This is a genomic window from Mesorhizobium abyssinicae (genome assembly GCF_049887195.1).
Taxonomy (GTDB): domain Bacteria; phylum Pseudomonadota; class Alphaproteobacteria; order Rhizobiales; family Rhizobiaceae; genus Mesorhizobium; species Mesorhizobium abyssinicae.
This window is the reverse complement of record NZ_JARAKC010000011.1, coordinates 148,541-173,932: the sequence shown is the minus strand read 5'-3', so window position 1 is coordinate 173,932 and position 25,392 is coordinate 148,541. Positions and strand designations below refer to the sequence as shown.

24 protein-coding genes and 2 pseudogenes are annotated in these 25,392 nt (G+C 62.0%); 11 read left to right on the top strand and 15 right to left on the bottom strand.

Annotated elements, in window-relative coordinates; translation table 11 throughout:
• Both PU724_RS22965 and PU724_RS22960 read left to right on the top strand, forming a co-directional pair.
• A pseudogene (locus tag PU724_RS22965) lies at positions 1–371 on the top strand (CadC-family transcriptional regulator); the annotation flags it as partial.
• Complete coding sequence (locus PU724_RS22960) at positions 292–810, top strand: tetratricopeptide repeat protein (RefSeq protein ID WP_426213653.1); 519 nt, start codon at positions 292–294, stop codon at positions 808–810. The pseudogene PU724_RS22965 and the gene PU724_RS22960, both read left to right, overlap by 80 nt.
• Before the next feature lie 241 nt (positions 811–1,051).
• On the opposite strand, the gene PU724_RS22955 is transcribed toward PU724_RS22960, so the two are convergent.
• The 5 genes from PU724_RS22955 to PU724_RS22935 are packed head-to-tail and all read right to left on the bottom strand — an operon-like array spanning position 1,052 to position 6,620.
• Entirely contained in the window at positions 1,052–2,083 is a 1,032-nt protein-coding gene (locus tag PU724_RS22955; RefSeq protein ID WP_127284779.1) for an extracellular solute-binding protein, read from the bottom strand.
• A gap of 25 nt (positions 2,084–2,108) precedes the next feature.
• Positions 2,109–2,915, bottom strand: coding sequence for an ABC transporter permease (locus PU724_RS22950; protein WP_126058920.1), 807 nt, complete (start codon positions 2,913–2,915; stop codon positions 2,109–2,111).
• Complete coding sequence (locus tag PU724_RS22945; RefSeq protein ID WP_354422780.1) at positions 2,905–3,831, bottom strand: ABC transporter permease; 927 nt, start codon at positions 3,829–3,831, stop codon at positions 2,905–2,907. Before PU724_RS22945 ends, PU724_RS22950 begins: the two co-directional genes overlap by 11 nt.
• On the bottom strand, positions 3,815–4,960 hold the full coding sequence (locus PU724_RS22940; RefSeq protein WP_354422782.1) for an ABC transporter ATP-binding protein: 1,146 nt from the start codon (positions 4,958–4,960) through the stop codon (positions 3,815–3,817). Before PU724_RS22940 ends, PU724_RS22945 begins: the two co-directional genes overlap by 17 nt.
• Before the next feature lies 1 nt (position 4,961).
• Complete coding sequence (locus tag PU724_RS22935) at positions 4,962–6,620, bottom strand: amidohydrolase (RefSeq protein WP_354422784.1); 1,659 nt, start codon at positions 6,618–6,620, stop codon at positions 4,962–4,964.
• Between the two features lie 158 nt (positions 6,621–6,778).
• Here PU724_RS22935 and PU724_RS22930 point away from each other — a divergent pair, with 158 nt between their 5' ends.
• Positions 6,779–7,510 (top strand): GntR family transcriptional regulator, encoded by a 732-nt coding sequence (locus PU724_RS22930; protein ID WP_128271715.1) that lies wholly within the window; start codon positions 6,779–6,781, stop codon positions 7,508–7,510.
• A 134-nt stretch (positions 7,511–7,644) separates the two neighbouring features.
• A complete protein-coding gene (locus PU724_RS22925; protein WP_320320543.1) occupies positions 7,645–8,541 on the top strand; it encodes an aminoglycoside phosphotransferase family protein in 897 nt (298 codons plus the stop codon).
• Positions 8,542–8,607: 66 nt separating this feature from the next.
• On the opposite strand, the gene PU724_RS22920 is transcribed toward PU724_RS22925, so the two are convergent.
• Positions 8,608–9,522, bottom strand: coding sequence for a LysR family transcriptional regulator (locus tag PU724_RS22920; RefSeq protein ID WP_354422787.1), 915 nt, complete (start codon positions 9,520–9,522; stop codon positions 8,608–8,610).
• Positions 9,523–9,616: 94 nt separating this feature from the next.
• Here PU724_RS22920 and PU724_RS22915 point away from each other — a divergent pair, with 94 nt between their 5' ends.
• Positions 9,617–10,645 carry a zinc-dependent alcohol dehydrogenase family protein gene (locus PU724_RS22915; protein WP_354422789.1) on the top strand — a complete coding sequence of 343 codons (1,029 nt, stop codon included), beginning with the start codon at positions 9,617–9,619 and terminating at the stop codon, positions 10,643–10,645.
• Here the strand turns inward: PU724_RS22915 and PU724_RS22910 are convergent.
• Together PU724_RS22910 and PU724_RS22905 are read right to left on the bottom strand one after the other, a co-directional pair.
• Positions 10,642–10,890, bottom strand: coding sequence for an Rdx family protein (locus PU724_RS22910; RefSeq protein ID WP_292246062.1), 249 nt, complete (start codon positions 10,888–10,890; stop codon positions 10,642–10,644). The genes PU724_RS22915 and PU724_RS22910 overlap by 4 nt on opposite strands.
• A 51-nt stretch (positions 10,891–10,941) precedes the next feature.
• A pseudogene (locus tag PU724_RS22905) lies at positions 10,942–11,814 on the bottom strand (haloalkane dehalogenase); the annotation flags it as partial.
• A gap of 100 nt (positions 11,815–11,914) precedes the next feature.
• Here PU724_RS22905 and PU724_RS22900 point away from each other — a divergent pair.
• Positions 11,915–12,502 (top strand): TetR/AcrR family transcriptional regulator, encoded by a 588-nt coding sequence (locus tag PU724_RS22900; RefSeq protein ID WP_354422791.1) that lies wholly within the window; start codon positions 11,915–11,917, stop codon positions 12,500–12,502.
• Positions 12,503–12,539: 37 nt separating this feature from the next.
• Here PU724_RS22900 and PU724_RS22895 read toward each other — a convergent pair whose 3' ends face one another.
• From PU724_RS22895 to PU724_RS22870, 6 genes are all read right to left on the bottom strand, one after another.
• The gene (locus PU724_RS22895) at positions 12,540–13,274 is read right to left on the bottom strand and encodes a ribonuclease activity regulator RraA (protein ID WP_354422793.1); all 735 of its coding nucleotides are present in this window, start codon (positions 13,272–13,274) and stop codon (positions 12,540–12,542) included.
• Between the two features lie 23 nt (positions 13,275–13,297).
• A complete protein-coding gene (locus PU724_RS22890; protein WP_354422795.1) occupies positions 13,298–14,461 on the bottom strand; it encodes a mandelate racemase/muconate lactonizing enzyme family protein in 1,164 nt (387 codons plus the stop codon).
• Positions 14,462–14,492: 31 nt separating this feature from the next.
• On the bottom strand, positions 14,493–15,590 hold the full coding sequence (locus tag PU724_RS22885; RefSeq protein WP_127282686.1) for an ABC transporter ATP-binding protein: 1,098 nt from the start codon (positions 15,588–15,590) through the stop codon (positions 14,493–14,495).
• Positions 15,591–15,600: 10 nt separating this feature from the next.
• Entirely contained in the window at positions 15,601–16,491 is an 891-nt protein-coding gene (locus tag PU724_RS22880; RefSeq protein ID WP_354422797.1) for a carbohydrate ABC transporter permease, read from the bottom strand.
• Positions 16,488–17,435: a carbohydrate ABC transporter permease gene (locus PU724_RS22875; RefSeq protein ID WP_127282688.1), complete on the bottom strand. Its 948-nt coding sequence runs from the start codon at positions 17,433–17,435 to the stop codon at positions 16,488–16,490. The genes PU724_RS22880 and PU724_RS22875 overlap by 4 nt, the downstream gene beginning before the upstream one ends.
• 74 nt (positions 17,436–17,509) lie before the next feature.
• Positions 17,510–18,991: an ABC transporter substrate-binding protein gene (locus PU724_RS22870; RefSeq protein WP_354422799.1), complete on the bottom strand. Its 1,482-nt coding sequence runs from the start codon at positions 18,989–18,991 to the stop codon at positions 17,510–17,512.
• Positions 18,992–19,202: 211 nt separating this feature from the next.
• Between PU724_RS22870 and PU724_RS22865 the strand changes: the two genes are divergently transcribed.
• The 5 genes from PU724_RS22865 (at position 19,203) to PU724_RS22845 (ending at position 24,184) form a co-directional block, all read left to right on the top strand.
• A complete protein-coding gene (locus PU724_RS22865; RefSeq protein WP_127308723.1) occupies positions 19,203–19,913 on the top strand; it encodes a GntR family transcriptional regulator in 711 nt (236 codons plus the stop codon).
• Between the two features lie 54 nt (positions 19,914–19,967).
• Positions 19,968–21,134, top strand: coding sequence for a mandelate racemase/muconate lactonizing enzyme family protein (locus PU724_RS22860; RefSeq protein WP_127308724.1), 1,167 nt, complete (start codon positions 19,968–19,970; stop codon positions 21,132–21,134).
• 59 nt (positions 21,135–21,193) lie between these two features.
• Positions 21,194–22,552, top strand: coding sequence for a mandelate racemase/muconate lactonizing enzyme family protein (locus tag PU724_RS22855; RefSeq protein WP_354422802.1), 1,359 nt, complete (start codon positions 21,194–21,196; stop codon positions 22,550–22,552).
• Between the two features lie 96 nt (positions 22,553–22,648).
• Positions 22,649–22,975 carry an NIPSNAP family protein gene (locus tag PU724_RS22850; protein WP_354422804.1) on the top strand — a complete coding sequence of 109 codons (327 nt, stop codon included), beginning with the start codon at positions 22,649–22,651 and terminating at the stop codon, positions 22,973–22,975.
• Between the two features lie 9 nt (positions 22,976–22,984).
• Entirely contained in the window at positions 22,985–24,184 is a 1,200-nt protein-coding gene (locus PU724_RS22845; RefSeq protein WP_354422806.1) for a mandelate racemase/muconate lactonizing enzyme family protein, read from the top strand.
• A 151-nt stretch (positions 24,185–24,335) separates the two neighbouring features.
• On the opposite strand, the gene PU724_RS22840 is transcribed toward PU724_RS22845, so the two are convergent.
• Positions 24,336–25,391, bottom strand: coding sequence for an ABC transporter ATP-binding protein (locus PU724_RS22840; protein WP_354422808.1), 1,056 nt, complete (start codon positions 25,389–25,391; stop codon positions 24,336–24,338).
• Position 25,392 lies beyond the last annotated feature (1 nt).

The following is a 25,392-nucleotide window of genomic DNA, read 5'->3' as shown; positions in this document are numbered from 1 at the left end:
TGGAACAGGCAGAGATCGAGCGGGCCAAGCGCAAGCCGACCGAGCACCTTGACGCTTACGACTACTATCTGCGCGGGATAGCAAGCCTCCACCAGTTGACCAGGGAATCCACCGCAGACGCCCTTCAGTTGTTTTACAAAGCCATCGAACTCGACCCTGAATTTGCCTCGGCATACGGCATGGCCGCCTGGTGTGCCGTCATGCGCAAGGCCAACGGCTGGATGACGGATCGCAAGCAGGAAACCGCCGAAACCGAGCGCCTGGCTCTGAAGGCCGTGGATTTGGGCAGGGATGACGCGATCGCTCTTTCCCGCGGCGGGACCGCGCTCGCCTACGTCGTGGGCGACAATAATAGCGGCAGCGTTCATTGATCGCGCGCTTGCGCTCAATCCGAACCTGGCTACCGCGTGGCTATTCAGCGGCTGGGTCAGAGCCGACCTCGGCGATACGGAAACCTCGCTCCGGCACCTGGCGACCGCGATACGCATGAGCCCCGTCGACCCGCTCATGTTCGACATGCAGAATGCGGTTGCAGTGGCTCATCTCTTCGCTGGTCGATTTGAGGAGGCATCATCTTGGGCTGAAAGGTCGTTGCGGGAAAAGCCGGACTTTTTGGGGTCGTTGCGCTTTGCGGCTGCAAGCTATGCTCACGCGGGCCGAACCGAGGATGCGCAAAAAGTGGTGAGCCGAATGCTCGCCCTCGATCCCGGCCAACGAATTTCCAATCTCGCCGACGTCGTTTCAACTAGCCGTCCGGCCGATATGGCTCTGCTTGCAGAAGGTTTGCGAAAGGCGGGGCTGCCGGAATAGCGCTGCCGGGCTGGCGCATCGATCGCGTGGGCAGCCTGGTGGCACGATGTCACCGCCAGATAGCAACCAGATCCGTCATGTCGGCGGCCCTCGCGACCAATGGGGTTGGGGTTTTGATTAGCCCAAGCGGCGCAGGCGATCGCTCACTAACTGGAAGTCACGTGTGCTTGCCAGGGTTCGCCGGATAATTTGAGGTTCGGGGGCTCCGGCGGAGAATTGGTCTCCGCCGGAGCACGCAACATCACTTCATCAGGTCGGTCCAGATACGGGTATAGAGTTCGTCGACCTCGGCGGGGCAGACTTCCTGCCAGCCGCCGGCGGCAATGTACTCCGCCGGAATGTTCAACTCGGGCGCGGCCTTGATGTCGTCGCGCATGAATTGGGTCGAGCCCTTGATGCCGTTGGCATAGGTCGCGAAGTTCGAAATCAGGGCCGCGTTTTCAGGCGCCATGATGAAGTTCAGGAACTTCTTGGCATTGTCCGGATGCGGCGCGTCGGCGAGAATTGCTACGCTGTCCATGAACAGCGAATAGCCTTCCTTGGGGAAGCCGAGCTTTATGTCGGCATTGACCTGCCGCGCCCGGAATGCGGCGCCATTGTAGTAGAGCTGGGCCAACGTATCGCGGCTGTCCATCTTTTCGATGCCGTAATCCATCGAGACCCAGGACTTCTTGGCTTCGAGCAGCTTGTCTCGAACCTTCTTCAGCAGCGCCTTGTCTCCGGTGCACCAAGTGCCGCCCATGTACCGGATGGCGGCATAGAGAACATCGTTCTTCTCGGGCACGACATTGATCTTGCCCTTCAGTTCCTGCGGCGGATCGAGCCAGATTGCGCTGGTGTTGATGTCACCCTTGTAGACGGAAGTGGCAACGACCGGCCCAGTCATACCCCACTGCCACGGCACAGAGTAATGACGGCCCGGATCCCAGCTGACATTCACCCAGCGTTCGTCGACATTCTTGAAATTCGGCATCTGGTCGGGCCGCGATTCAAGGAGGAGCCCCTCTTTGATCCAGATCGGCACGAAATTGGCCGACGGAACCACCATGTCGAAACCCGAGCCGCCCGCCCTGACCTTGGACAGCGCGGTATCGTTGGAGTCGTAGTCCGTCACCGTGACCTTGATGCCGGTTTCCTTCTTGAATTTTTCCAGGAGTTCCGGGCTGGTGTAGTTGCCCCAGTTGTAGAGGCTCAGTTCTTCCTCTGCGAGGGCCGCTGAACTTGCTGCCGCGAGCAGCATCGCCGATGTCAGCGCCGTCAATATGGATCGCATGCTTGTCACTCCTCTGTAAGGTTGCTTATTTTTTGCGGTTGATCAGATGCACGGCCGTCACCAGAAGGATCGAGGGCACCAGGAGCATGGTGGCGGCAGCATTGACTTCGGGGGTCATGTCGCGACGGATCTGACCCAGCATGTAGGTCGGCAGGGTTTCCTGTCCGCCGGACTTCACCAGATCGGTGATGACGACGTCATCGAGCGAAATGACGAAGGCCAGCATGAAACCCGCTATGATGCCGGGCGCCAGCCTCGGAAGCGTCACATGCAGGAACGTCTTCCACGGATCCGCATAGAGATCGGCTGCCGCGGTTTCGAGGGTCAGATCCATGCCTTCCAGCCGAGCGCGGATCGGCAGATACGCAAACGGGATGCAGAAGGCCGTGTGCGCCAGGACCAGATAGCCGGTGCCCGAGTAGCCGGTTGCCGACTTGACTGCGGCGAACACGATCAGAAGCGAGATGGCCGTTACGATTTCAGGAACGATCAGAGGCTGGTTGATCAGGGCGTAGGAGACCAACTGCCCGCGATAGGCGTCGGTTCGGGTCATGGCAATGGCAGCCATCGTGGCCATGACGGTCGCCAGGACGCCGGCCACGGTGGCAAGAAACAAAGAGAAGAGGGCTGCGTTGATGATCAGGTCGTTGTGCCAGGCCTTGACGAACCAATCGAACGAGAAGCCGCCCCAGACGCCGAGCGAGGAGGTCGCGTTGAAGGCGAACACGACGAGGATGAGGATCGGCAAATAGAGAGCGACGATCGCCGATCGCGCAATGATGCTGAAGCCTGGCTGCGCCTTCAAATCGAATGCGTGCTGACTAGCGGCCATGCGCATTCTCCTTACCCGAACTTCCGCGGATGTAGATGATGAGCGCCACTGTCACGATCACCAGCAGGCAGATGGACAGTGCTGCGCCGAGGGGCCAGTTTCGACCCTGACCGAACTGCAGTTCGATCAGGTTGCCCATCATCATGTTCTTTCCCCCGCCCAGGACGCGCGGCGTCACATAGGCGCCGATTGCGGGGATGAAGACGAGGATCGATCCGGCGATCAGGCCCGGCTTGCAGGAGGGGATGACGATATGCCAAAGCACCTTTGAGCGCGTCGCATAAAGATCGTACCCTGCCTCAACAAGGTTGAAATCCATCCGCTCGAGGCTCGCATAGATCGGCAGCACCATGAGGGGCAGGTAGACGTAGACGAGCCCCAGGAGAACCGCCCCGTCCGTGAACAGCATCTGCATGGGCTTGTCGATCAACCCGGCCCAGATGAGGATGTTGTTGACCGGCCCCTGATTGGACAGGAGGCCCATGATCGCGAAGGTGCGGATCAGAAGATTGGTCCAAAAGGGGATCGTGATCAGCAGCATCCATTGCGACCGGACCTGCTCGGGCCGGGTCGCGATGTAATAGGCGGTCGGGAAGCCGATGAGCAGCGTGGCCAGCGTCGCTACCAGTGCCAGTTTGATGGAACGCCAGAAGATGATGAGATTGGCATCGGCCAGTACGAGCGTGTCGTCAAAGGGATCCCGCTCCACAAAGACATTCGTCCAGCCGTCGAGGCTGAAGTGACCGAGTGCGACCCCGCCGAAGGCGCCCTTTGCCATCACCGAATAGACAAGCATCACTGCAAGCGGCCCGACAGAGGCGATCACGATGGTCGCTAGCGCCGGCGCCTTGAGCAACCAGCGGCGCCGGCTTTCGGCGGTCCGGCGTGTGGCCGCCATCTCAGCGATGCTGGACATGTTCGCCTCCGAGCAGTCGGGCGCTATGGCTATGGATTCGCAGCCATACCTGTGTGCCGGACGTCCTGATTTTCTCTTGTTCCGGGCTGTTGGTCAGGCGGGCCGTGAAAGTCGAACCGTCGTTCAGGCGCAATTGAAGGCGGGTGTCCGTCCCAACGAAAACCTCGTCCTCGACGACTGCAGGAATGCAGTCCGATGACGGGGAGTCGAGGACGTCGACATGTTCCGGGCGGATCAGGACCTGAACCGTCCCGTCGCCGGAAGTTCCGGCTTTGCCGTAGGCGGTAGCGACAGCGCCAGCAATTCTGACCTGGTGAGCATCCGCAGCCGCCTGCCCGACAAGCCGGCCGCTCAGAATGTTCGATTCGCCGATGAAGTCGGCGACGAACCTGTCCACCGGAGCGTTGTAGATCTCCCGAGGACGGCCAACCTGGAGCACCCGTCCACGGTTCATGACGGCAATGCGATCGGACATTGCCAAGGCCTCCTCCTGGTCGTGCGTCACGAAGATAAAAGTGATGCCGGTTTCGGTTTGGAGCCGCTTCAGTTCGACCTGCATTTCCTTTCTCAGCTTGTAGTCGAGGGCCGACAACGGTTCATCGAGCAAAAGCACTTCCGGTTGCGGAGCCAGAGCGCGGGCCAGGGCGACACGCTGCTGTTGCCCGCCGGAAATCTCACTGGTCCGACGGTCGGCAAGCGTTTCCATCCGCACGAGTTTCAGCATCGCGGCCACGCGATCCACGCTCCTGGACTTCGTCCAGCCCAGCATTTTCAGTCCGAAACCGATGTTCTCGGCGACAGACATGTGGGGAAAGAGTGCGTAGTTCTGGAAAACCGTGTTGATGGGCCGCCGAAACGGCGGAAGCGCCGCAATGTCCTTGCCGCGGAGCAGGATTTGTCCATTGGTCGGAAAGTTGAACCCGGCGATCAGCCTCAGAAGGGTCGTTTTTCCGCAGCCGGACGGCCCCAGCAACGTAAAGAACTCGTTTTCGGCAATGTCGATCGACACGTCGTCAAGCGCCAGAAAGGCCGAAGCGCCGGTCCCATAACTCTTATGCAGGCCGATCGCCTGGACCGCCAGGCGACGATCCGCGGTTTGCGGCTGGATGGGTTGGGACAATGCCAGCATATCAGGCCTCGAAGGTCACGCGACCGCCGCAGACGGTGAGTGCGGGTGAGAGGGTGTTGATCTCCTCGGGTGAAACGGCCTCGATATCGCCGGATAGGAGGACAAAATCGGCGAAATGACCGGGTTTGAGTTGTCCCTTCCGGTCCTCAGCGTGTTCGGCATAGGCGCCTTCGATCGTATAGGCCGCAATCGCCTCGTGGACGGTGTAGCTCTGGTCTGGCAGATGCGGCGCCCAGGGCTTGCGGTTGACGGCCGCGTGGATGCCAGCCAGGACATCAATCCGCGCCACTGGCCAATCCGACGCGAAGACAACATGGGCTCCCGCCTGCTTTAAGGTCCGCCAGGCATACGCAAGCGGCCAGCGATCGGGCCCGATGCGGGTCTTGGCCGGTTCAAGCGGGAAATCCATCACGCCTGGGGGATGCGGCGGCTGCATGGATGCGATCGCGCCAAGGGCAGCAAAGCGCGGAATGTCGCTGGGCTGGATGACCTCGATATGCTCGACCCGGTGGCGCGCGTCCCGCGGGCCATTGGCCTTCATGGCGGCTTCATAGCCGTTCAGGACCGAGCGCACCGCGCCGTCGCCGATCGCGTGCACGGCGATCTGCAAACCGCGCCGGTCCGCCTCGATCGCCATTTCCGTGAATTGGGCCTGGGTGAAGAGCGGTTCCCCGGTGAAGTCGGGCCTGTCAGCATAGCCGTCGACGAGATAAGCGGTGTAGCCTTCGATCACGCCGTCATAAAACGCCTTCACGAGACCGGAATTCAGCCAGTCTCCGCGATAGTCGTCATTCATGCGGGACGCCTTTTCCAGCATGGCCACCGTCATGAAGTTCTTGAAATGGAAGGGAACCTTGACGCGGCAGAGCAGGGCGCCCTGTTCCTGGATCTCGGTGAGCAGTTCCAGCGTGTAAAGATTTCCGTCCATGTTGTGGATCGACGTGATCCCGTGCCTGGCGCACCAGGCCAGGGCGGCTTTTATGGATGCCCGGTCCAGCGCCCTTTCCTCTGGCGTTGGCGGTTCGGGCGGCTCGCCTCCCGTGGAAAGCCCCAGCGACGAACGAAAGGTGCCGGCATAGACATTGACCGGTCCGAAGGCCTCGACTTCGCGCAGTTCGCCGGTGGCGAGGGCGTCCCCGCCCATGACCACCTCGTTGCCGGGCCCCAGTGCCTTTCCATGGAGAAGCCCGACTTCCTTGAGCAGTATGGTATTCGCCCACATCGTGTGATGGTCGAAGGCCACGAAGGCCAGCGGCCGGTCATCGAGAATGCTGTCGAGGAAATGCCGGTCGATCGGCCTGCCGTCGAGCATGTCGTAATCGGCACCTTGGCAGAAAAGGACCTTCGCCTCCGGATTTGCCGCCGCGTGAGCCCGCACTTTGTCGCGGATCGCGGCTTCACCCTTCGTGCCCGTGAGCAACAGGTCATTGAGGATGGCGCCGCCGCCAAACACATGCATGTGCGCTTCGATGAAGCCCGGCAGCACGCTTCGGCCGGCAGCGTCGATTATCCGCGTCGAATTGCCGGCAAGCGGCAGCACATCGGTTGCGTCGCCAACAGCGAGAACTCGTCCGTTGGCGATTGCCATCGCAGAAGCCGCCGGCCGGGCCGGGTCCATGGTCAGAATTCTTGCGTTCGTGACCACCATGTCAGCTTGCATCAATGACGTTCCCCCAGCCTGCCCAATTCCCCTTCCGGGTAGGGCAGCAATTGACTACACTTTTTGCATACTTTGTTGTATACACTATGCGCTTGCGAATGCGCGAGTCAACCGGTACCTATTTGCCGCGTTGACGCCAGCCGGTGTTAGGAGCCCCGATGAACGACGTTGCCCGCGGCCATTTGCGTCAGTCGACCTATGAATCGATTAAGGCGATGATCGTGACCGGGCAGCTGTCACCGGGCAGGCGAATTACGGAACTCGAGCTCGTCGAACAGCTTCAGGTCAGCCGGACGCCGGTGCGCGAGGCGCTCAATCGATTGGAGCGTGACGGGCTTGTGGTCGAACGTCCCCGCACCGGATTTGCGGTGGTTCAATTTGACGAGACGATGCTTCGGAATGTGTTCGACATCCGGGCTGAGCTGGACGCCTATGCGACGACCTTGGCGATCGCCCGCATCACCCGCGATGAAGTGGAACTGCTGCGCGGCTTGGTCGCGGACTGCGAGCGCCTGGCGCAAACCGATTCGGCTCCTCGCGCCCGGCTGGAAGAGATGCAGACGGGCATGGAAATCCATCGCGCAATCGCGCGATTTAGCGCCAACGCCATGCTCGCGGAAATGCTGAACGGACTTTTGGACAAGTGCCAGGTCTATGTCTGGATGGAGTTGACCCAGTTGAACGACTGGAAGGCGGCGCGTGACGACCATCACATGATCGTTGAAGCGATCGCTGCCGGGGACGCCGACACGGCCTGCCGCGAATCCCGCCGTCATATCCGGCAATCGAGGGATGGCATCCTGGACCTCATGCTCAGGCAGCGCGATCTGCGCGACCTGTATCTATCCCGGACCGAGGAGTTGCAGACGCGACCGGGTCTGGCTGTCTAGGCTTCGCAAAATTGACGTTTCTGCTGGTGTCATCTGCCGGGACATCTGGCGCTGTGTGACGTGGCGGATGCGGACATGCCATCGACGCTTGTCCCGACCATTCGGCGAGGAATTGGCAGGGAGACGCCGGCACCATGATGCACTCGGACCAGATCCATATCGATGCGGATATCGTTCGCGCGATCGTCTTCGAGCAGTTCCCGGAGCACCGCCACGAGAAGATCGAGCAGCTTGGCGCGATCGGTACGGTCAATGCAATCTTCAGGATCGGATCGAGTGTAGCGGCAAGATTCCCGCTGCGTGCGATGGCGCCTGTCGAGTGCGCCAATATGCTGCGCAACGAAGCCGCGGCCATGACCGAGTTTGCCGCGCATTCTTCGGTTGCCTGTCCTCGACCGCTCGGGCTTGGTCAACCGGGCCCGCTCTATCCGCTGCCTTGGGCAATGCAGAGTTGGATAGAAGGTGACGTTGCCACGCACGATGGGCTTGCTGCTTCCGCGACCTTCGCACGCGACATTGCCAGGCTGATTGCGTCGCTGCGGGCAGCGACCACGGATGGACGTCGTTTTGATGGGCAAGGGAGGGGCGGCAGTCTTCCGGACCACGACGAGTGGATGTCGATCTGTTTCAACAACAGCGAGGGTCTCCTGGACGTGTCTCGGCTCCGTCGCATCTGGGCTCGGCTGCGTGAACTGCCGCCGTCCGGTCCCGACGTTATGGGCCATCGCGATCTTATTCCGGCCAACCTGCTCGTGCGTGGGGACCGCCTTGTTGGTGTGCTCGACTGCGGCAGCTTCGGACCGGCCGACCCGGCCTTGGATCTTGTCGCCGCATGGCATCTTTTTGATCGCAGTCGGCGCGAAACCGTGCGTGCCCATCTTGGATCAAGCCAGCTCGAGTGGCAGCGCGGAGCGGCATGGGCCTTCCAGCAGGCGATGGGCCTGGTCTGGTACTATCGGAGCACCAACCCCGCCATGAGTGCCCTTGGCCGCTCGACGCTCTCCCGCATCATCGACGATCTGGAAATCTGATCCGAACCTGGGCGTCGTTCGGGCCTAAGTTCCTTCACAAGCGCAGGGACCCTCCGTAGCGACAGCTCATGACCGCTCGTGCAGCAAGGCGGCGTGAGCGACCAATGCATCGATGATCACGCGCATGCGCGGCGGTACGACGCGGCCGGCGCTCCACAGCAGGTGGATGGGGGCAGTGTCCACGGCCGAGCTCATCAGCACTGGCACCAGCTCGCCGCGACGCAAGCTGTTGCCGGCGAGCCAGTCGGGCAGGAAGGCAATGCCGCAGCCGGCGACCGCCGCCTGCAACAGCGCATCGCCGTCGCCGATCATCAGCCTGGCTTGCGGCTGGTAGAGCATGGTTCCGTTGCCATCGGGCAGTGGCCATGGGTTGATGAAATCGCGCCGGCCGTAGACCAGCAGCGCATGCTGGGCCAGCCCTTGGATATCGGCGGGTGTCCCGGCCGTGGCCAGGTAGGCGGGACTGGCGCACAACAGCGAACGCTGCGTGCCCAGCCGTCGGGCGGTCAGTGAGGCATTGTCCGCGAGAGGGCCGAGGCGCACGGCGAGGTCGATGCCGTCGTCGACAAGGTCGGAGCGGTGGTCATCGAAGCCGATCTCGAGCCGGAGCGCCGGATGGTCCTTGGCCAGCCCGAACAGCACCGGCGCCACCCAGCGGCGGCCAAACGCCAACGGCAGAGCTAGCCGCACCACGCCCGCCGGCGCCTGTCGTCCGGCGGCGATGACGTCCTGTGCCTCGCTGAGCCCCGCAAGCGCGCGCCGGCAGGCCTCGTAGTAGATTTCGCCGTCGGCCGTCAGGCTCAAGCGGCGGGTTGTCCGGTTGAGCAGGCGCACGCCCAGCCGCTGCTCGAGCTGCAGCACCTTGCGACCGACGGCCGATTTGGTCAGGCGTAGCCGCGCCGCCGCTGCGGTATAGCTGCCCGCATCGACGGCTTGGACGAAGGCGAGGGCGCCCTCAAGGCTGCCAGCTATGAGGCTCATTGTGTATCCAATCGCAACGATCTGCCGACAAATTCGCACCATTGTAGCTGGATGCGCGATGGTAATACAGGCCGGACAGGGTTGGAGATGCGCAATGGATGACATGACAGAAGCCTGGCGCATGACCGGGTTTGGGCTCGACAAGCTGGTACGCGAGGCGGTGCCGTTGCCGTCGGTCGGCCGGCGCGCGCTGTTGGTCGCGGTGCGCGCGGTGGCGCTCAACTTCAAGGACCTGCTGTTGATCGATGGCAAGTTGCCGGCGATGTCGCTGCCCTTCGTGCCGGCGTCGGACGCGGTGGGCGAGGTGGTCGCCATCGGGTCCGAAGTGACGCGTTTCCGCGTCGGCGACCGCGTGTTGGGGCAGGTGATTGCCGATTGGGCCGACGGCGAAGGGCCGCCGGTGTCGCACAGACAGACGCTGGGGTTGTCGCTGCCGGGCGTGCTGGCGCGCCACGTCGTGTTCGGCGAGGACGCCGCCGTGCCGGCGCCGGCTTCGCTTGGCGACGAGGAAGCAGCGACTTTGCCAATCGCGGCGCTCACCGCCTGGTCGGCGTTGGTCGAGTCCAGACGGTCGCGGCCGGGCACGACTGTGCTTATCGAAGGAACCGGCGGCGTGGCGCTATTTGCACTGCAATTCGCGCTGGCCTTCGGGCAAGTCCCTATCCTGCTGTCGCGCCACGCCGACAAGCTCGAACGCGCCCGGATGCTAGGGGCAAGGCTCTGCGTCGACACCGGCGCCAACCCCGACTGGAGCGCACAAGTGCGGACGCTTACGGGCGGGCGCGGGGTCGACCATGTCCTGGAGCTGATCGGCGGCGCCAATCTGCGGCAATCGATCGAGACAGTGGCAGCCGGCGGGCTTGTATCCCTCATCGGCCAGCTGGCGGGTACCGAACTGGCCGTGCCGACACCGGTGCTGACGCGCAACCGCATTACGCTGCAGGGCATCGCCACGGGCTCGCGACGGCAGTTCGAGCGCATGAATGTGGCAATCGAGGCGCTGGGCGTCAGACCGGTGATCGATGCCGTCTATCCCTTCGAGGCGGTCCACGAGGCTTTCGAGCACCAGCGGCGCGGGCCGTTCGGCAAGGTCGTGGTCAGTCTGGGCCAAATGCCGAGCTAGACAGGCATCCCACCCTGATCGTTTTCGCGACGCCGTTGCAGAGCTTCCCTTACCGCGCGCACGACATCAGCGTTGTCGGGAAAGTATCCCTTGCGCCTCGATGTCACGACCTGACCGGCCACCGCGACCTGGAATACGCCCCCTTTGCCGGCTTTCAACTCCACGGGAAGGCCGAGTTCATCAGTCAGGCTCCTGGCAGCCTGGGTGGCGCGGCTCTCATATCCGCACGGCCCGCAATAGGTGATGGTGATAGGCTGGTGGGGCTCGACTTCTGCCGATCCATGACCGGAAGGATGCTCGGCACCCGATATCAGGTCTACGACGCCGGCAGCGATTGCTTCGGGTTCATCTTCCTGGAGGTAGTGCAGGCCCGAGTTCAGCTTGAACAAACGGCAGTTCCTGAGCCCAGCCGCAAACGCTTCGGCATAGGCAGGCGACACGAGAGCGCCCGGGTTGCCGGCAAACAGCACCTTCGGATAATCCGATACCCGCAATGCGGCGTGTGCCTCGTCCAGCGTCTGCCAGACGTCCGCCGGCTCGCCCGCAATCGGCAACTCGTTCGGAAGGCGCCACGTCGGGGTACGCGATTTGGGCGTCGCAAAGGGGGCGCGGTAGATCTCCATCTCCTGCACATCAAGCCCCCGCTGGACGGACCCGGGAAGCACGCGCTCGACGAACGCGTTCTGTCCGAGGATCATGTCCTCGCCGATTCCCGGCGTGCGGAATTTTCTGAACGTCTCCCGCGCGACCTCGCTCTGATGGAAATCGTTCCATGTCGGGATTGGCCGGATAAACTCCATGAAAGCCAATCCCTTCACGATGTCGGGCCGCCGGGCTGCCAATTCGAAGGCCAGGGCGGTGCCCCAATCCTGCGCGACGATGTAAGCGGCCTCGATCCCCATAACCTCGAGGAATGCATCGAGATAGGCCACGTGATCGAAGAACCGATAGCCGATTTCGGGCTTGCCTGATCGGCCGAAGCCGATCAGGTCGGGCGCGATACAGCGTGCCGATCCCGCCACGATCGGAAGGATGTGACGCCAAATGAAGGAGGAGGTTGGGTTGCCGTGGAGAAACAGGGCCACCGGCAATCCGGGCTCACCAGCCTCCCGATAGGCCATGGTCGAATCGAGCACGCGAACTGCGGGTAGTGTCTGGTCGGATGACATTCATTCCTCCCGTTAAAGCTGATACGGTCGCCACAATACGTACGTACGTATTATTGTCAACGGGACTTGACAAAAATACGGTCGTACGTAGTTTGCACGCATGCCCAAACCGTCCGCTAGAAGCAAGATTCTCGAAGCTGGCCTGGCCGTGATGTTCCGCCAAGGCTATCACGGCGCCGGCGTCAGAGATGTCGTTGCGGAGGCCGGGGTCGCCCAGGGCTCGTTTACGAACCACTTTCGATCGAAAGAGGATTTCGCCGCCGAGGTCTTGGACCTGTATTTTTCCTCGATCCGAAAGCGGATCTCCGAGTCGCTCCTTGACGCTGGTCTTGCGCCCCGGCAACGACTGCTGCGGTACCTGGACATCATCTCGGATCGGCTCGCTGCCGATGGCTATGTGCGGGGCTGCCTGATCGGCGACTTCAGCCTGGAGGTGGTCCAGGAGAGCGAGCCGCTGCGCCAACATCTCGTCGCGATGTACCGGGAGTGGCTTCAGCCCTTTAGCGACTGCATCGCGGAGGCCCAGGCTGCCGGGGAAATCGACAGCACGTTCACTCCACGGGATCTGGCGGAGTTTCTTCTTGCCTCCTGGGAAGGCGCGATCCTGCGCATGAAAGTGGAGCGTTCCGGCGAACCGCTCCGACGGTTCAAGGACATCGCCTTCGCTACCGTTTTTGGTCCGCCATGATTTTCCGATTTGACACTAAGGGGTGGCAAAACGTCTATCAGGATCTGGCTTTTCGCCACTCCTCGTACTCTCCGCGGGCATCGTCATGCAGCGGATAATAGCGTTGCAACGACCCGCCCTGCATGAGCTTTTCGCGCGAGAATTCCTCCCAATCGTGATGCTTCTGCGCCTCTTCGATCACCTTCGCAGCCATTGCGACGGGAACCACCACCACCCCGTCATCGTCGGCAACGATGATGTCGCCGGGGATCACCGAGACATTGCCGCATGCGATCGGAACGTTGACGGCATTGGGATAGATGCTGGTCTGCACATGGTAATTGGGCGTCCAGCCGCGCAGCCATAGGGGCAGATCGAGCTTCTCGACATTGGGCCGATCGCGCATGCACCCGTCGATGACGATGCCAGCGCCGCCTCTGCCCTTGAAATACGTCGACATCATATCGCCGAAGACACCCGAACTCATGTCGCCGCGCGCGTCGACCACGACCACATCGCCCTCCTGAGCGTGGTAGAGCACGTGCCGGTGCAATTGCGTCTCCGGATCGGCATATTCTCCCTCGTTGAAGAGGTCGGGCCGCTGCGGCAGGAACTGCAGCGTCAGCGCCGGGCCGACGATCGACTTGCCGTGGTTCTGCGCCACCGGACCGACCATATGCGGATTGCGGAAGCCCATGTGACCAAGCGTGCCGGCAACGGTCGCGGCGCCGATCTCCCTCAGCGCGTCGATCAGGTCCTTGGACGGCCGGGTGATGTCGGGGCTATGCGTCATGGTGGACTCCGGTTGACGTTGCGCTACCAGTTCGTGACAGAACCATCGCGGCGCTTGAGGTGGGGTGCTTCCCAGAAACGGAAACTCTGCGCCTGGATCGCCGCCTCGTTGATCTCGACGCCGAGCCCCGGCAGATCGCTGACCGGATAGTCGGGGCCGTCGAGCTGTGGTTGCACCGGGAAGAACTCGGAACTGTCGAAGCCCAGCTTTCTTTCTGGCGCCCTGGTCTCGAGCCAGGCGAAATTCGGCACTGCGGCGGCGAGATGTATGGTCGCGGCGGTGCACACCGGACCAAGGGGATTGTGCGGCATCAGGTCCACATAGTGCGCTTCGCTCCAGCCCGCGACCTTCATCGCTTCGGTGAGCCCGCCGACATTGCAGACATCGAGCCGATTGAACTGATGGATGCCGCGCTCGATGTAGGGCAGGAATTGCCACTTGCTGGCAAATTCCTCGCCGATGGCGAATGGGATGTCGGTCATCGTACGCAGGGATTCGTAGGCCTCCGGCGTCTCGTCCCGTATCGGCTCCTCGAGGAAATCAAGCACGCCGCGGCCGAGCTTGTTGCAGAAGCTTGCCGCCTCGGCCACCGACAGCCGATGATGGTAGTCGATGCCGAGCACGAGGTCGTTGCCCAGCGCCTCGCGCGCCCTGTTCAGCATGCTTGCGGTAGCGCCGATCGACTCGCGCGGCTCGAAGATGTCCCTGCTGCTTTGCCCGACGGGAAAGAAGCGTATCGCCTGCCACCCCTGCGCGCGCAGTTCCCCGGCTCGTTCGATGGCGGCTTCGCCCTCGGCCTCGTCTCCGGTCGAGGCGAAGGTCGGGATGCGGTCGCGCTGCTTGCCGCCGAGCAGCTCATAAACCGGCACCCCCAGCGCCTTGCCCTTGATGTCGTGCAGGGCGATGTCGATGGCCGAGATGGCCGCCTGCAGGACGCGCCCGCCTTCGAAGTACTGGCTGCGATAGATCTCTTGCCAGATCCGGCCGATCTGCATCGGGTCACGGCCGATGAGGAACTCGCGATAGTGCTCGATCGCGCCGGCCACGGCTTTCTCGCGACCGCTCAAGCCGCTCTCGCCCCAGCCGAAGATGCCCTGATCGGTCTCGATCTTGACCAGCATCTGGTTGCGGGTCCCCACCCACACCGGATAGGGCTTGATCGCCGTGATCTTCAGCTTCGTGGTCATTCACACTCGTTCCACACGCATCCGCCCTGTCTCAGTTGGCCTCGAGGGCCATCTCCGTTTCGCCGTCGAACAGGTGGATGCGCTCCTGGTCGAACTCGAGCCAGATCTGCTCGTCGGGTGCGACGGCGATGGTGGGGGACACGCTGATATTGACGATCGCGCCGGAGAGGAACGCTTGCACGAAGGTGATGTCTCCGGTCGGCTCCACCGTGTAGGCTTTGGCCGGAATGGCGCCGGGAACGGCGCTCTTGTGCAGCTTGATCGTCGAATGTCGCGCACCGAGCACGACCTTCCTGGTGGTCGCTCCCTGGACCTTGCGCGCGTTGAGTTCCGACAGTGCAAGGCTCCAGCCTTCAGCGCTCGTCAGAGCGGTGGCGCCGTTGGCCGTCGATGCCTCCAGCGGAATGAGGCTCATGGCCGGGCTGCCCACGAAGCTCGCGACGAACATGTTGGCGGGATGGGCGAAAACTTGTGCCGGCGAATCGTATTGCTGCAGATAGCCGCCGTTCATCACGGCCATCCTGTCTGCCATGGTGACGGCCTCCAGCTGGTCGTGCGTGACGTAGACGATCGTCGCCTCGAGGTCCTGATGGAAGCGCTTGATTTCGGACCGCATCTGCACGCGCAGCTTTGCGTCGAGATTGGAGAGCGGTTCGTCCATCAGGAATACCGCCGGATCTCGAACCAGCGCGCGGCCGAGCGCCACGCGCTGCTGTTGCCCGCCCGAAAGTTCGCGCGGCTTGCGCTCGAGCAGTTGCGTCATGTCGAGCACCCGCGCCGCTTCCCTGACCTTCCTGTCGATCTCGTCCTTGGGCAGCTTGCGCATCTGCAGCGGGAAGGCGAGGTTCATATAGACCGACTTTTGCGGATAGAGCGCATAGTTCTGGAACACCATAGCGATGTCCCGGTCCTTGGGGTCGAGGTCGTTGACCACCCGGTCGCCGATGAGGATGTCGCCCGATGTGATCGGGATCAGCCCCGCGATGAGGTTGAGTGTCGTTGTCTTGCCGCAGCCTGAAGGGCCGACGAGCGCAACGAACTCGCCGTCATCGACCGTCAGCGAAACCTCGTTGACGGCTTTGAAGCCGCCATAGGTCTTGACGAGATCTTTGAGGACCACGTGGGCCATCGGCAACTCCCTAGTGCTTGACCGCGCCTTCGGTAAGGGCGCGTACGAAGTATCGTTGCAGGACAAGGAAGAGGACCACGACGGGCACGCTCATCATGAAGCTGGCAGCCATCAGACCCGGGAAGTCGGTCGTGTTTTCCGAGAAGAAGCGCTGGATACCGACCGGCAATGTCAGCTGCTCGTTCTTGGAGAGGAACGTGTACGCGTAGATGTATTCGTTCCATGCGCCGATGAAGGAATAGATCGCCGTGGCGATGATGCCTGGCGCCGAGAGCGGCATCACGATCAGGACAAAGGCCTGGAACCGCGTCGCCCCGTCGATGCGCGCCGCCTGCTCGAGCTGCACCGGGATGTTGTCGTAGAAGCCCTTGAGGAGCCAGATTGCCAGCGGCAGGCCGAAGGTGAGATAGGTGAGAATGAGCGACCCATGCGTGTTCACGAGCCCGATGGCGCGCATCAGGATGAAGAGCGGCACGAGAAAGATCACCGCCGGGAACATGTTGCGCAGCAATACGGCGAAGAACAGGAAGTTCCGGCCAGGAAACGTGAAGCGAGAAAACGCGTAGGCCGCGGGAACCGCCACGATGACCGAAAGGATGGTCGTGGCTGTGGAGACGAAAAGGCTGTTCCAGAAGAAGCGGAGGAAGTCCTGGCCGACGCTGTTCTGCGGATCGAGCAGCTTCTGGTAGCTGGCAAGGGTTGGTTGGTCAGGCCACCATTGCGGCGGGAACTGCATCGCGGCGAAGCCGGACTTGATCGAGGTGAGCAGCATCCAGATCATCGGCAATGCGGTGTAGAGCAACATGAACGTGAGGAAGATACGCCCGCCCCATCGCCATCCGTCGATGCTCGCACGTCGATGGGCCTGACCCAGGCGGGCTGTCTCGGCGATCGTGCTCATGCGCCTGCATCCTTGCGTTCGTTTCCGCTTAGCGCGCGGACGTAGAAGTAGCCGAGCGTCATCAAGATGAGGAAAAGAAGCACCGAATAGGCCGATGCCACCCCCCAGCGCTGCCGGCCGAAGGCGAGCTCATAGATGTGGGTGATCCAGATGTGCGATGCGTTGGACGGCCCGCCGCCGGTCATGATCCAGGGGATGATGAAGGAATTGAAGTTGGCCACCGCCAGCAGCAGGATCGTCACCGTGGAGACGTTTCTCAAATGCGGGAAGGTGACGTGCCAGAAGCGCTGCCATGCATTGGCTCCGTCGACTTTTGCGGCGCGCAACAACTGCTCGGGGACTGTCTGAAGACCGGCCATCATCATGATCATGGCGAACGGAAACTCCCGCCAGATATTGACGACGATCAGGGAGGGCAGCACCGTGCTGACGCTGTCGATGAAATTCGGCGGCCGATCGGCCAATCCGAGGCCGACCAGTACCGCTCCGATGATCCCGAAGTCCGAATGGTAGATCCACTTCCAGATATAGGATGCGGCGACCGCGCTGATGACCCAGGGAATGATCAGGATGGCGCGCAGCACGCCCCGGCCGACAAACTCGCGATGGAGCGCCAGCGCGCAGGCAAATCCCAGGACAAAGGAGATGAAGGTGGATGCCAGTGTCCAGATAAGGGTGTTGGAGGTGACCTTCCAGAACACCGGACTGGTGAGGATGGCGGTGTAGTTGCCGAAGCCGACGAAGATCTTGTCGCGGAGCTGCAGGCCGGGTGGCGTGTTGAAGAACGACAGCTCGATCGTGTAGTAGATCGGATAAGCGATGACGATCAGCATCACGGCAATCGCAGGAAGCACGTACGCGTAGTCAGCGCGATGCTCCCAAATCTTGCCCAGCAGAGGTCGCAATCTTCGCCGAGCCCCGGTCTTTCCGGCCACGATCGTCACTTTGGCGTGCCCTTGTTTTTCGGAGCGGACCGGCCGCGCTCTCGCGCAGCCGGCAAGATCGGGTCAGGCTTCGGCTAGAGGCCGCCGCCCATCAGGTCTTTCACCTTCTTGGCCGCGTCGTCCGCTGCCTGGTCGACGGTCATCGCACCGGTCAGGGCATTCTGCAGCATGTCCGGGACGATGATGTTCATAATCTCGGGAGATTGCGGTAGCGCCGGGAACGGGATGCCGTATGGCAGCATCGAGGTGGTGACATCGAGGAACTTGATGCTGTCCAGCCGCTCCTTCATCCATTTGGTCTTGAAGCCGTTAAGGTTGCCCGGGTTCGAGCCGGCGTAGGCCATCTTCAGCGACCACTCGGGGCTCGTCCACATGCAGATGATGGCCTTGGCCGCCGGCTCGTCCACCTTGCCGCCTTCGACATATTCTGGCTTCAGGATGTGAATGTTCGAGCCGCCGAACACGACAGCGCGCTTGCCGTCTGGACCGGTCGGAATCAGGCCGTAGCGCATGTTGTCGATGACGGTCTGGGCCTTGTCCTTGTCGGTGCCGGTCGCCTTCTTCTGCAGGTCGAGCATGACATTGTAGTCGGACGGGTGCGAGATCATCATGCCGAGCTGGCCGGCGAGAAACAGCGGCTGGTTGTCGGCCTGCTGATTGGTGAGTGCCGAAACTGGAACCGACTTGTCGCGAACATACATGTCGTAAGAAGCTTGCAGCGCCGCCTTGCTCTGCGGGCTGTTGAGCTCGATCTCCTTATACGTCGGGTTCGCCGTGGCTTCGTCGAAGACGCCGCCGCCATAGGCCCACAACTGAGGCATGAAGCGGTACGGCGTATTGCCGGCATTCTTGCGCGCCACGAGGCCGTAACCGGCGATGCCGAGCTTGTCGTGGATCTGCTTGGAGTACTTGACGACATCGTCCCAGGTCGCCGGAGCCTTGTCCGGATCAAGGCCCGCGCGCTTGAAGATGTCGGCATTCCAGATGAAAGCCATTGTTTCATTGTTGGTTGGAATGCCGTAGGTCACCCCGTCCCAGGTCACGGCCTTCATGGCGCCGCGCCAGAAATCCTCGGTCGAATACCCGACATCCTCCGGCTTGAGCGGCTCCAGATAGCCCTTTGAGGCGAACTCGGTGCCACCCAGGATTTGCAGGCGGACCGCCATCGGCGCTGCATTGCCGAGGAGCGCCGTGCGGAACTTGTCGAGGAGATCGTTATAGGTGAGGGCTTGTTCCTCGAGCTGGATGTTCGGATAGGTCTTTCGGAAGGTCTCGAAGAAGTCCTTGTAGTACTGGCGCAGGAGGTCGGGGTCGCCCTCGAACACGCCCTGATACCAGAAGGTCAGCCGCCCCTTGTAGTCGAGCGGGGTGACCTTGCCGCAATCGGCCGCCGTATCAAAATCCTGTGTGCCGGCAATGGAGCGCACATATTCCGGCGACCACTTGCTCAGATCGACCGGCGCCGCGCCCAGCGCTGGTGCGGACATCAACGATGCCATTAAGGCAGTGGAGACAGTGCCGCGCAGGACGGCACTGCCGAGTGTAATCCTCGTCATAGGTATCCTCCAGGTTTCTCTCCCATGCCGCTCAGCATCGAGGCGAGCGGTCTTTGCTCGTCGGCCATGGGGATATCTCGTTCAAATGTATCCCTTCGAGCATTTTGTACGTTTTCAGATCGCAGATTGTCTGTCAACGCGATAAATCGTACATTGTTTATGGGGACCGTGCGTGATATCGGTCAAAGTGTGTATGATTGGGGAGCGGGCCTTGGCAGAAACAAGCGATTTCAAAGCGGAACCACCCGAGGGGATTGACGCTCTCGGGGCCTCAAGCGAGGGCGCCTCGCTTTATCAACTGATCAGGGAAGACATCATCGAAGGTCGGCTCGCCGCCAACGAACGGCTGGTGGTCACCGATCTCGCGCGGCGTCACGGCACCTCGACCAACCCGGTGCGCGAAGCCCTGCAACTGTTGCGGGGCGAGGGCTTTGTCACCTTCGTTCCCAACCGCGGGGCGCGCGTGCGGCCTATAGACCAGGATTTTGTCCGGGATATCTACGAGATCGGAGTCCTGATCGAGCCGGCTCTGACGCGATGGTTTGTGAATATGGCTACCGTCGAGGACATTGCTGAGCTCGAACGCATCCAGGGCCTGATCGAAGAGAACAACTTCGCCGACACGTTCAGGCACAGTGAGCTGGATACCGCCTTCCACACCGTGATGTACCAGAGGCACTACAACCGCCATGCCGCCGAGCTTTGGTGGAAGCATCGCGAAGTGCTACGGGCGGTGAGCCGGCGCTTCAATTTCACGCTCGCCCGGCGCGCCGCGATCATTCGCGAGCACCGAGAGCTCATCGCGCATGTCAAAGCTGGAAATGCGGACGAGGCAGCCGAACTCATTGCACGCCATGTCGAGGGCTCCGGGCGGCATGTTCTCGAACACATGCGCGCGCGCAACGCCGCTCGGGCAGGGTAGGCTATCCGGTCTGGAACGTCGTTATCCCGACCGCATCGGACAAAGGCAGGTGAGATGAAAATCACGAGCATTCGGCCATGGCTGATCAAGTCCGATGCTTCTTATTGGGGAGAGTACCTGTTCGTCGAAGTGACGACCGACGAGGGCGTGAGCGGCTGGGGAGAGATCACCACCACCACTAAGCTCGCCAACCGCGCGCTCTGCACGATCCTGCGGCAGATCGGTGCCGCCGTGACCGGCGAGGATCCGGCGCGCATCGAGCATCTCTGGCACAAGGTTTTCCGCAGCTTCACCTATATGGGCAGCCGCGGCGCCGCCGTCGAATGCGTAAGCGCCATCGACATAGCGCTTTGGGACATCCGCGGCAAAGTCCTCGGCAAGCCGATCTATGAGTTGCTGGGCGGACCGGTGCGCGATGAAATTGCCCTCTACACCCATCCCAACCAGGCCAAGTTTACCAGCAAGGAGGCTGTGGTCCGTGAAATTCGAGACATCGTCGAGTCCGGCCACACCGGGCTGAAGTTCGATCCGTTCCCGCACCAGGGCCGCACCACCGATGGACTGTCGCGCGAGCAGCGGGACGGCTACCTCGACGGCAGCATGACCCGCAAGGACGAGCGAGAGGCGGCCGAACTAACAGCTCTCATCCGCGAAACGGCAGGCCCCGATGTCGACATCCTCATCGATGCGCATGGTCGCTTCGACGTTCCCACCGCCATTCGCCTCTGTCGCAGCCTCGAGGAGGCTGGCCAGATCGACTGGTTCGAGGAACCTTGCCCGCCCGAAAGCCTCAACGCGCTCAAGCAGGTGCGTGAGAAGGTCAGCGCCGCCATCTCGTGGGGCGAGCGCGGCCACACGAAATGGGATTTCGTGCCGGTGCTGGAGAACAAGCTCGCCGACTACATCATGCCCGACGTGACCTGGACCGGCGGCATTACCGAACTCAAGAAGATCTCCGCCCTGTGCGAGGCCTACTACATCCCGGTCTCGCCCCATGATGCCGCGGGACCGATAAACGTGGTTGCGGGAGCGCAGGTGATGATGACCGTTCCGAACTTCTACAAGCTCGAAACGTCGGAGTGGAATCTCTCCAAATACGATCATCTCATCGACACGCCGCTCGACGTTTCGAACGGCAGCCTCAAGCTGACGTCGAGGCCCGGTCTCGGTGTCGAGATGAACCGCGACTATCTGCAGGCTCACGAGATCGAGCTGAGTTAGCCGTGCTCGCCGGCCCATGTGCGGGTCACAAGCCCCATCGACCAGAACGAGGATAAGTCATGCCAGAGACGGGTGGAGCCGACGGGGCGCTCAATCGGGTGAACACGAATTCCAGGCCGTCGGAGCTCCGCATCACCGACATGCGGGTTGCCGAAATCGTCGGCGCGCCGTTCACCTCGGCACTGCTCAAGATTTACACCAACCAGGGCATCGTCGGACTTGGCGAGGTGCGTGACGGCGCCAGCGCGACCTACGCGCTGATGCTGAAGAGCCGGCTGCTGGGCGAGAACCCTTGCGACATCGATCGCCTGTTCCGCCGCATCAAGCAGTTTGGCGGGCACGGCCGCCAAGGCGGCGGCGTCTCCGCAGTCGAGATCGCGCTGTGGGATCTCGCAGGCAAGGCCTATGGCGTCCCGATCTATCAGATGCTGGGCGGCAAGTTTCGCGATCACGTGCGCGTCTATTGCGATACCGACGCCGAGAAACCGAGCGGGACCGAAACCGGCAAGCGCCTCAAGGAGCGCATGGACCGCGGATTCACGTTCTTGAAGATGGACCTGGGCTTGATGCAGATCGCCCATGTTCCGGGCGCCGTCGTCGCGCCCACCGGCGCGCTCGAAGGGTTTCACGCCAATCCGCGCGGCCGTGGCGATACACCCGAGGAGCGTAAGGCCCGCAACCTCGCCTACGATGCGCAGAACGTGCAGCACCCGTTCACGGGCCTGCATTTCACCGAAAAGGGGATCGACCTGCTCGAGCAGTATATCCACGAGGTCCGCGAGGTCATCGGCTACGAGATCCCTTTAGCCATCGATCATGTCGGCCACATCTCGCTGCAGGACGGCATACGCCTGTCGCGCCGCATCGAGAAATACGCACCTGCCTGGCTCGAGGACGTGATCCCCTGGCAATACACCGAGCAATACCGGCAACTGCAGCAAGCCACCACGGTGCCGATCTGCACCGGCGAGGACATCTACCTCAAGCAGGCCTTCGAGCCCCTGCTCAAGAGCGGCGGCGTCTCGATCATCCATCCGGACCTGCTCACCAGCGGCGGCATCCTCGAGACCAAAAAGATCGGCGATATGGCGCAGGACCACGGCGTCGCCATGGCGATCCATATGGCAGAAAGCCCGATCGCCGCGATGGCTGCGGCGCATGTCGCGACCGCGACCGAAAACTTCATGACGCTCGAATACCACTCCGCCGATGTCGACTGGTGGGACGACATCGTCACAGGTCTCCCCAGGCCGCTCGTCAGGGACGGCTTCATCACCGTGCCGGACAAGCCGGGCCTCGGGATCGACGACGTCGTCGACGAGGTCATCTCGCATCACCTGCAACCGGGTGTCACGGGGATATGGCAATCCACCGACCATTGGGACAATGAATATAGCTGGGACCGGACCTGGAGTTAGCCCAGACCACCTTCCCTCCAGGCTCACAAGGCCAACGACCGACCATTCGTGTCGACCTCTCCCAAAGGAGAGGCGAAGAAAGAAACGGACCAAACCATGTTCTACGAACTGCGCATCTATGACTGCCTGCCGGGCAGGCTGCCGGCTTTGCTCAGGCGCTTTTCCGACCAGACGCTCGCCATCTGGGAGAGGCATGGCATCCGCCAGGCCGGGTTTTTCACCACGGCGATCGGCGAAAACAGCAATCGCCTCACCTATTTCCTCGCTTGGGATTCGCTGGCCGAGCGTGAGGCGAAATGGGCGGCTCTCGTCACCGATCCGGCATGGCACAGGGCCCGGGACGAGTCTGAGCGCGACGGGCAGATCATTGCCAATATCAGCAGCCAGCTGCTCACGCCGACAGCTTTCTCGTCTGTGAAATAGGACTGCGCCATGAAGATCACCGACCTGCGCTGTGCCGTCATCGGCAAGCACCCCATAGTGCGCATCGTTACCGATGAGGGCCTCTATGGCCTTGGCGAGGTCGAGTTCACCAAGACGTATCTCAAGCCCTTTGTGCTGCATTTCCGCGACGCGCTGATCGGCGAGGATCCGACCGACGTCGAGCGGGTGATGCTGAAGATCCGCCAACGCGGCTCGTTCAAGCCCTATGGTGCCGCCGTTTCCGCCATCGAGCATGCCTTGTGGGACATCGCCGGCAAGGCGGCAGGCGTGCCGGCCTACAAGCTGCTCGGCGGCAAGGTGCGCGACAAGGTGCGAGTCTACAACGGCTCGATCCGCCGCAAACGCGAGGGCGATCGGCCGGAGGATTACGCCGCCGACGTCAAATGGATGATGGAGCAGCCGCAGAACTTCTTCATGATCAAGCAGGGAATCTCGTTCCATTCCAACATGAAGGACACCATCGAGGGCTTCCATTACGGCGTGACGCAGAAGAAGGCCGGCTATCACGGCGCCATGGATCAGGGCATGATCAGCGAGCGCGGGTTCAATCACATGCTCGACTGCGTGATCGCGATGAAGGAAGTGCTGGGCGACAAGGTCAGCCTGGCGCTCGATTGTGGTCCGGGCTGGATGCTGCCCGATGCGATCAGGTTCGCTCGCGCGGTCGAGAAGTACAATCTGATGTGGCTCGAGGACATGCTGACCGGCGACTATGTGCCCTGGGTCAATCCTCAGGCCTATCGCGAGCTGACGACCTCCACCTCGACGCCGGTCCATACCGGCGAGCAGATCTACCTGCGCCACAATTTCAAGGAACTGATCGAGACCCAGGCGGTGCGCGTCATCGGCCCCGATCCGGCCGATATTGGCGGCATTGCCGAGCTCAAATGGGTAGCCGAGCACGCCTATATGCACTCGATCCTGATGGCGCCGCACGGCACCGCCAACGGCCTGCTCGGCCTGGGCGCGCTGATCAATGTCTGCGCCACCTTGCCCGCCAACTACGTGGCATTCGAATATCCCAGCGCCTCGGACCCGTGGTGGAACGATATCGTCATCGGCCTGCCCAAGCAGGTGGTAAAGGATTCGATGATCGACCTGCTCGAAGCTCCCGGGCTCGGCCTCGACATCGACGCCCAGGGTGCCAAGCAGTATCTGCTGGCAGAGGACGCCGGGTTCTTCGACTGATTGGGCGTCAGCCAGCCAGAGCGAGCAGCCGGTGCCGGCGCCGGGCCGGCGGACCCAAGATTATCGCTTCAGTCATCGCTGGTTTTGATCACGTCCCACGCGGCGGATGGTCGGCTCTCGCTTTCATGCGGTCGAGGAGGCGCGTGAACGCTCACCGGATGCGTTGTCCGTCTTCCCCGAAGAGCCGCGCCGATGCGGGCGCAAAATGCAGGATGATCTTGTCGCCGGTCCTTGGTTGCGACGACCGCCGCTCCGCGATGATGGTCTCGCCGGTCGCCAGCGTTGCGTGGACATAGGACGTGGAGCCCATCGCTTCGACGAATTCCACCTTTGCCTCGAGGTCGACACCCTTGTCCTGGTCGAGATGTTCGGGCCTCAAGCCCAGCTGCAGTTTCCGACCGGGCTCAAGCGGGGCCTGTGCCGGGCTGTCCGTCTCCTGGCCTCCAAACGCGAGACGTCCCCCCGCCTGCACAATGGCGGTCAGAAAGTTCATCCGGGGAGAGCCGATGAAACCCGCGACGAACGCGTTGTCGGGATCCTGATAGAGGTTTTGCGGTGTGCCGATCTGCTCGATGCGCCCACTGCGCAACACAATGATCCGATCGGCCATGGTCAGCGCTTCAGTCTGGTCGTGCGTCACATAGATCATGGTGTTGCCAAGGACCCGGTGGAGCTTGGCGAGTTCCACGCGCATCTGCACCCGCAGCTCGGCATCCAGATTGCTGAGCGGCTCATCGAAGAGAAACACCTTCGGGTCGCGCACGATCGCGCGCCCTATTGCCACCCGTTGGCGCTGTCCTCCCGAGAGCTGGGCCGGCTTGCGCTGCAAATACTCTTCGAGCTGCAGGATCTTGGCCGCGCGCCCGACCTTGCTGGCGATTTCCTCCTTGGGGCGGTGCGCCATCCGCAGACCGAAGCTCATGTTGTCCGCCACCGTCATGTGCGGATAGAGCGCATAGGACTGGAACACCATCGCCACTCCCCGGTCGGCAGGCTCGGCGTCTGTCACGTCGTCACCGCCGATGAAGATCTCGCCCCCGCTCGTCTCTTCGAGCCCGGCAATCATGCGCAGCAGCGTGGATTTTCCGCAGCCCGACGGGCCAACGAATACGGCGAACTCGCCCTCCTCGATCGAAAGCGAGACATCGCGGATAACGTCCGTCGATCCAAAGCTCTTGCTGACCTGTTTCAGTTCGACACGCGCCATC

Excerpts from the sequence above, each read along its gene's own strand:
- PU724_RS22885 (WP_127282686.1), bottom strand. The coding sequence starts at position 15,590 with ATGGCCCACGTGGTCCTCAAAGATCTCGTCAAGACCTATGGCGGCTTC.
- PU724_RS22940 (WP_354422782.1), bottom strand. The coding sequence starts at position 4,960 with ATGCTGGCATTGTCCCAACCCATCCAGCCGCAAACCGCGGATCGTCGC.
- PU724_RS22930 (WP_128271715.1), top strand. The coding sequence starts at position 6,779 with ATGAACGACGTTGCCCGCGGCCATTTGCGTCAGTCGACCTATGAATCG.
- PU724_RS22880 (WP_354422797.1), bottom strand. The coding sequence starts at position 16,491 with ATGAGCACGATCGCCGAGACAGCCCGCCTGGGTCAGGCCCATCGACGT.
- PU724_RS22945 (WP_354422780.1), bottom strand. The coding sequence starts at position 3,831 with ATGTCCAGCATCGCTGAGATGGCGGCCACACGCCGGACCGCCGAAAGC.
- PU724_RS22920 (WP_354422787.1), bottom strand. The coding sequence starts at position 9,522 with ATGAGCCTCATAGCTGGCAGCCTTGAGGGCGCCCTCGCCTTCGTCCAA.
- PU724_RS22870 (WP_354422799.1), bottom strand. The coding sequence starts at position 18,991 with ATGACGAGGATTACACTCGGCAGTGCCGTCCTGCGCGGCACTGTCTCC.
- PU724_RS22860 (WP_127308724.1), top strand. The coding sequence starts at position 19,968 with ATGAAAATCACGAGCATTCGGCCATGGCTGATCAAGTCCGATGCTTCT.
- PU724_RS22950 (WP_126058920.1), bottom strand. The coding sequence starts at position 2,915 with ATGGCCGCTAGTCAGCACGCATTCGATTTGAAGGCGCAGCCAGGCTTC.
- PU724_RS22840 (WP_354422808.1), bottom strand. The coding sequence starts at position 25,391 with ATGGCGCGTGTCGAACTGAAACAGGTCAGCAAGAGCTTTGGATCGACG.
- PU724_RS22900 (WP_354422791.1), top strand. The coding sequence starts at position 11,915 with ATGCCCAAACCGTCCGCTAGAAGCAAGATTCTCGAAGCTGGCCTGGCC.
- PU724_RS22915 (WP_354422789.1), top strand. The coding sequence starts at position 9,617 with ATGGATGACATGACAGAAGCCTGGCGCATGACCGGGTTTGGGCTCGAC.
- PU724_RS22845 (WP_354422806.1), top strand. The coding sequence starts at position 22,985 with ATGAAGATCACCGACCTGCGCTGTGCCGTCATCGGCAAGCACCCCATA.
- PU724_RS22890 (WP_354422795.1), bottom strand. The coding sequence starts at position 14,461 with ATGACCACGAAGCTGAAGATCACGGCGATCAAGCCCTATCCGGTGTGG.
- PU724_RS22955 (WP_127284779.1), bottom strand. The coding sequence starts at position 2,083 with ATGCGATCCATATTGACGGCGCTGACATCGGCGATGCTGCTCGCGGCA.
- PU724_RS22855 (WP_354422802.1), top strand. The coding sequence starts at position 21,194 with ATGCCAGAGACGGGTGGAGCCGACGGGGCGCTCAATCGGGTGAACACG.
- PU724_RS22895 (WP_354422793.1), bottom strand. The coding sequence starts at position 13,274 with ATGACGCATAGCCCCGACATCACCCGGCCGTCCAAGGACCTGATCGAC.
- PU724_RS22925 (WP_320320543.1), top strand. The coding sequence starts at position 7,645 with ATGATGCACTCGGACCAGATCCATATCGATGCGGATATCGTTCGCGCG.
- PU724_RS22850 (WP_354422804.1), top strand. The coding sequence starts at position 22,649 with ATGTTCTACGAACTGCGCATCTATGACTGCCTGCCGGGCAGGCTGCCG.
- PU724_RS22960 (WP_426213653.1), top strand. The coding sequence starts at position 292 with ATGACGCGATCGCTCTTTCCCGCGGCGGGACCGCGCTCGCCTACGTCG.
- PU724_RS22935 (WP_354422784.1), bottom strand. The coding sequence starts at position 6,620 with ATGCAAGCTGACATGGTGGTCACGAACGCAAGAATTCTGACCATGGAC.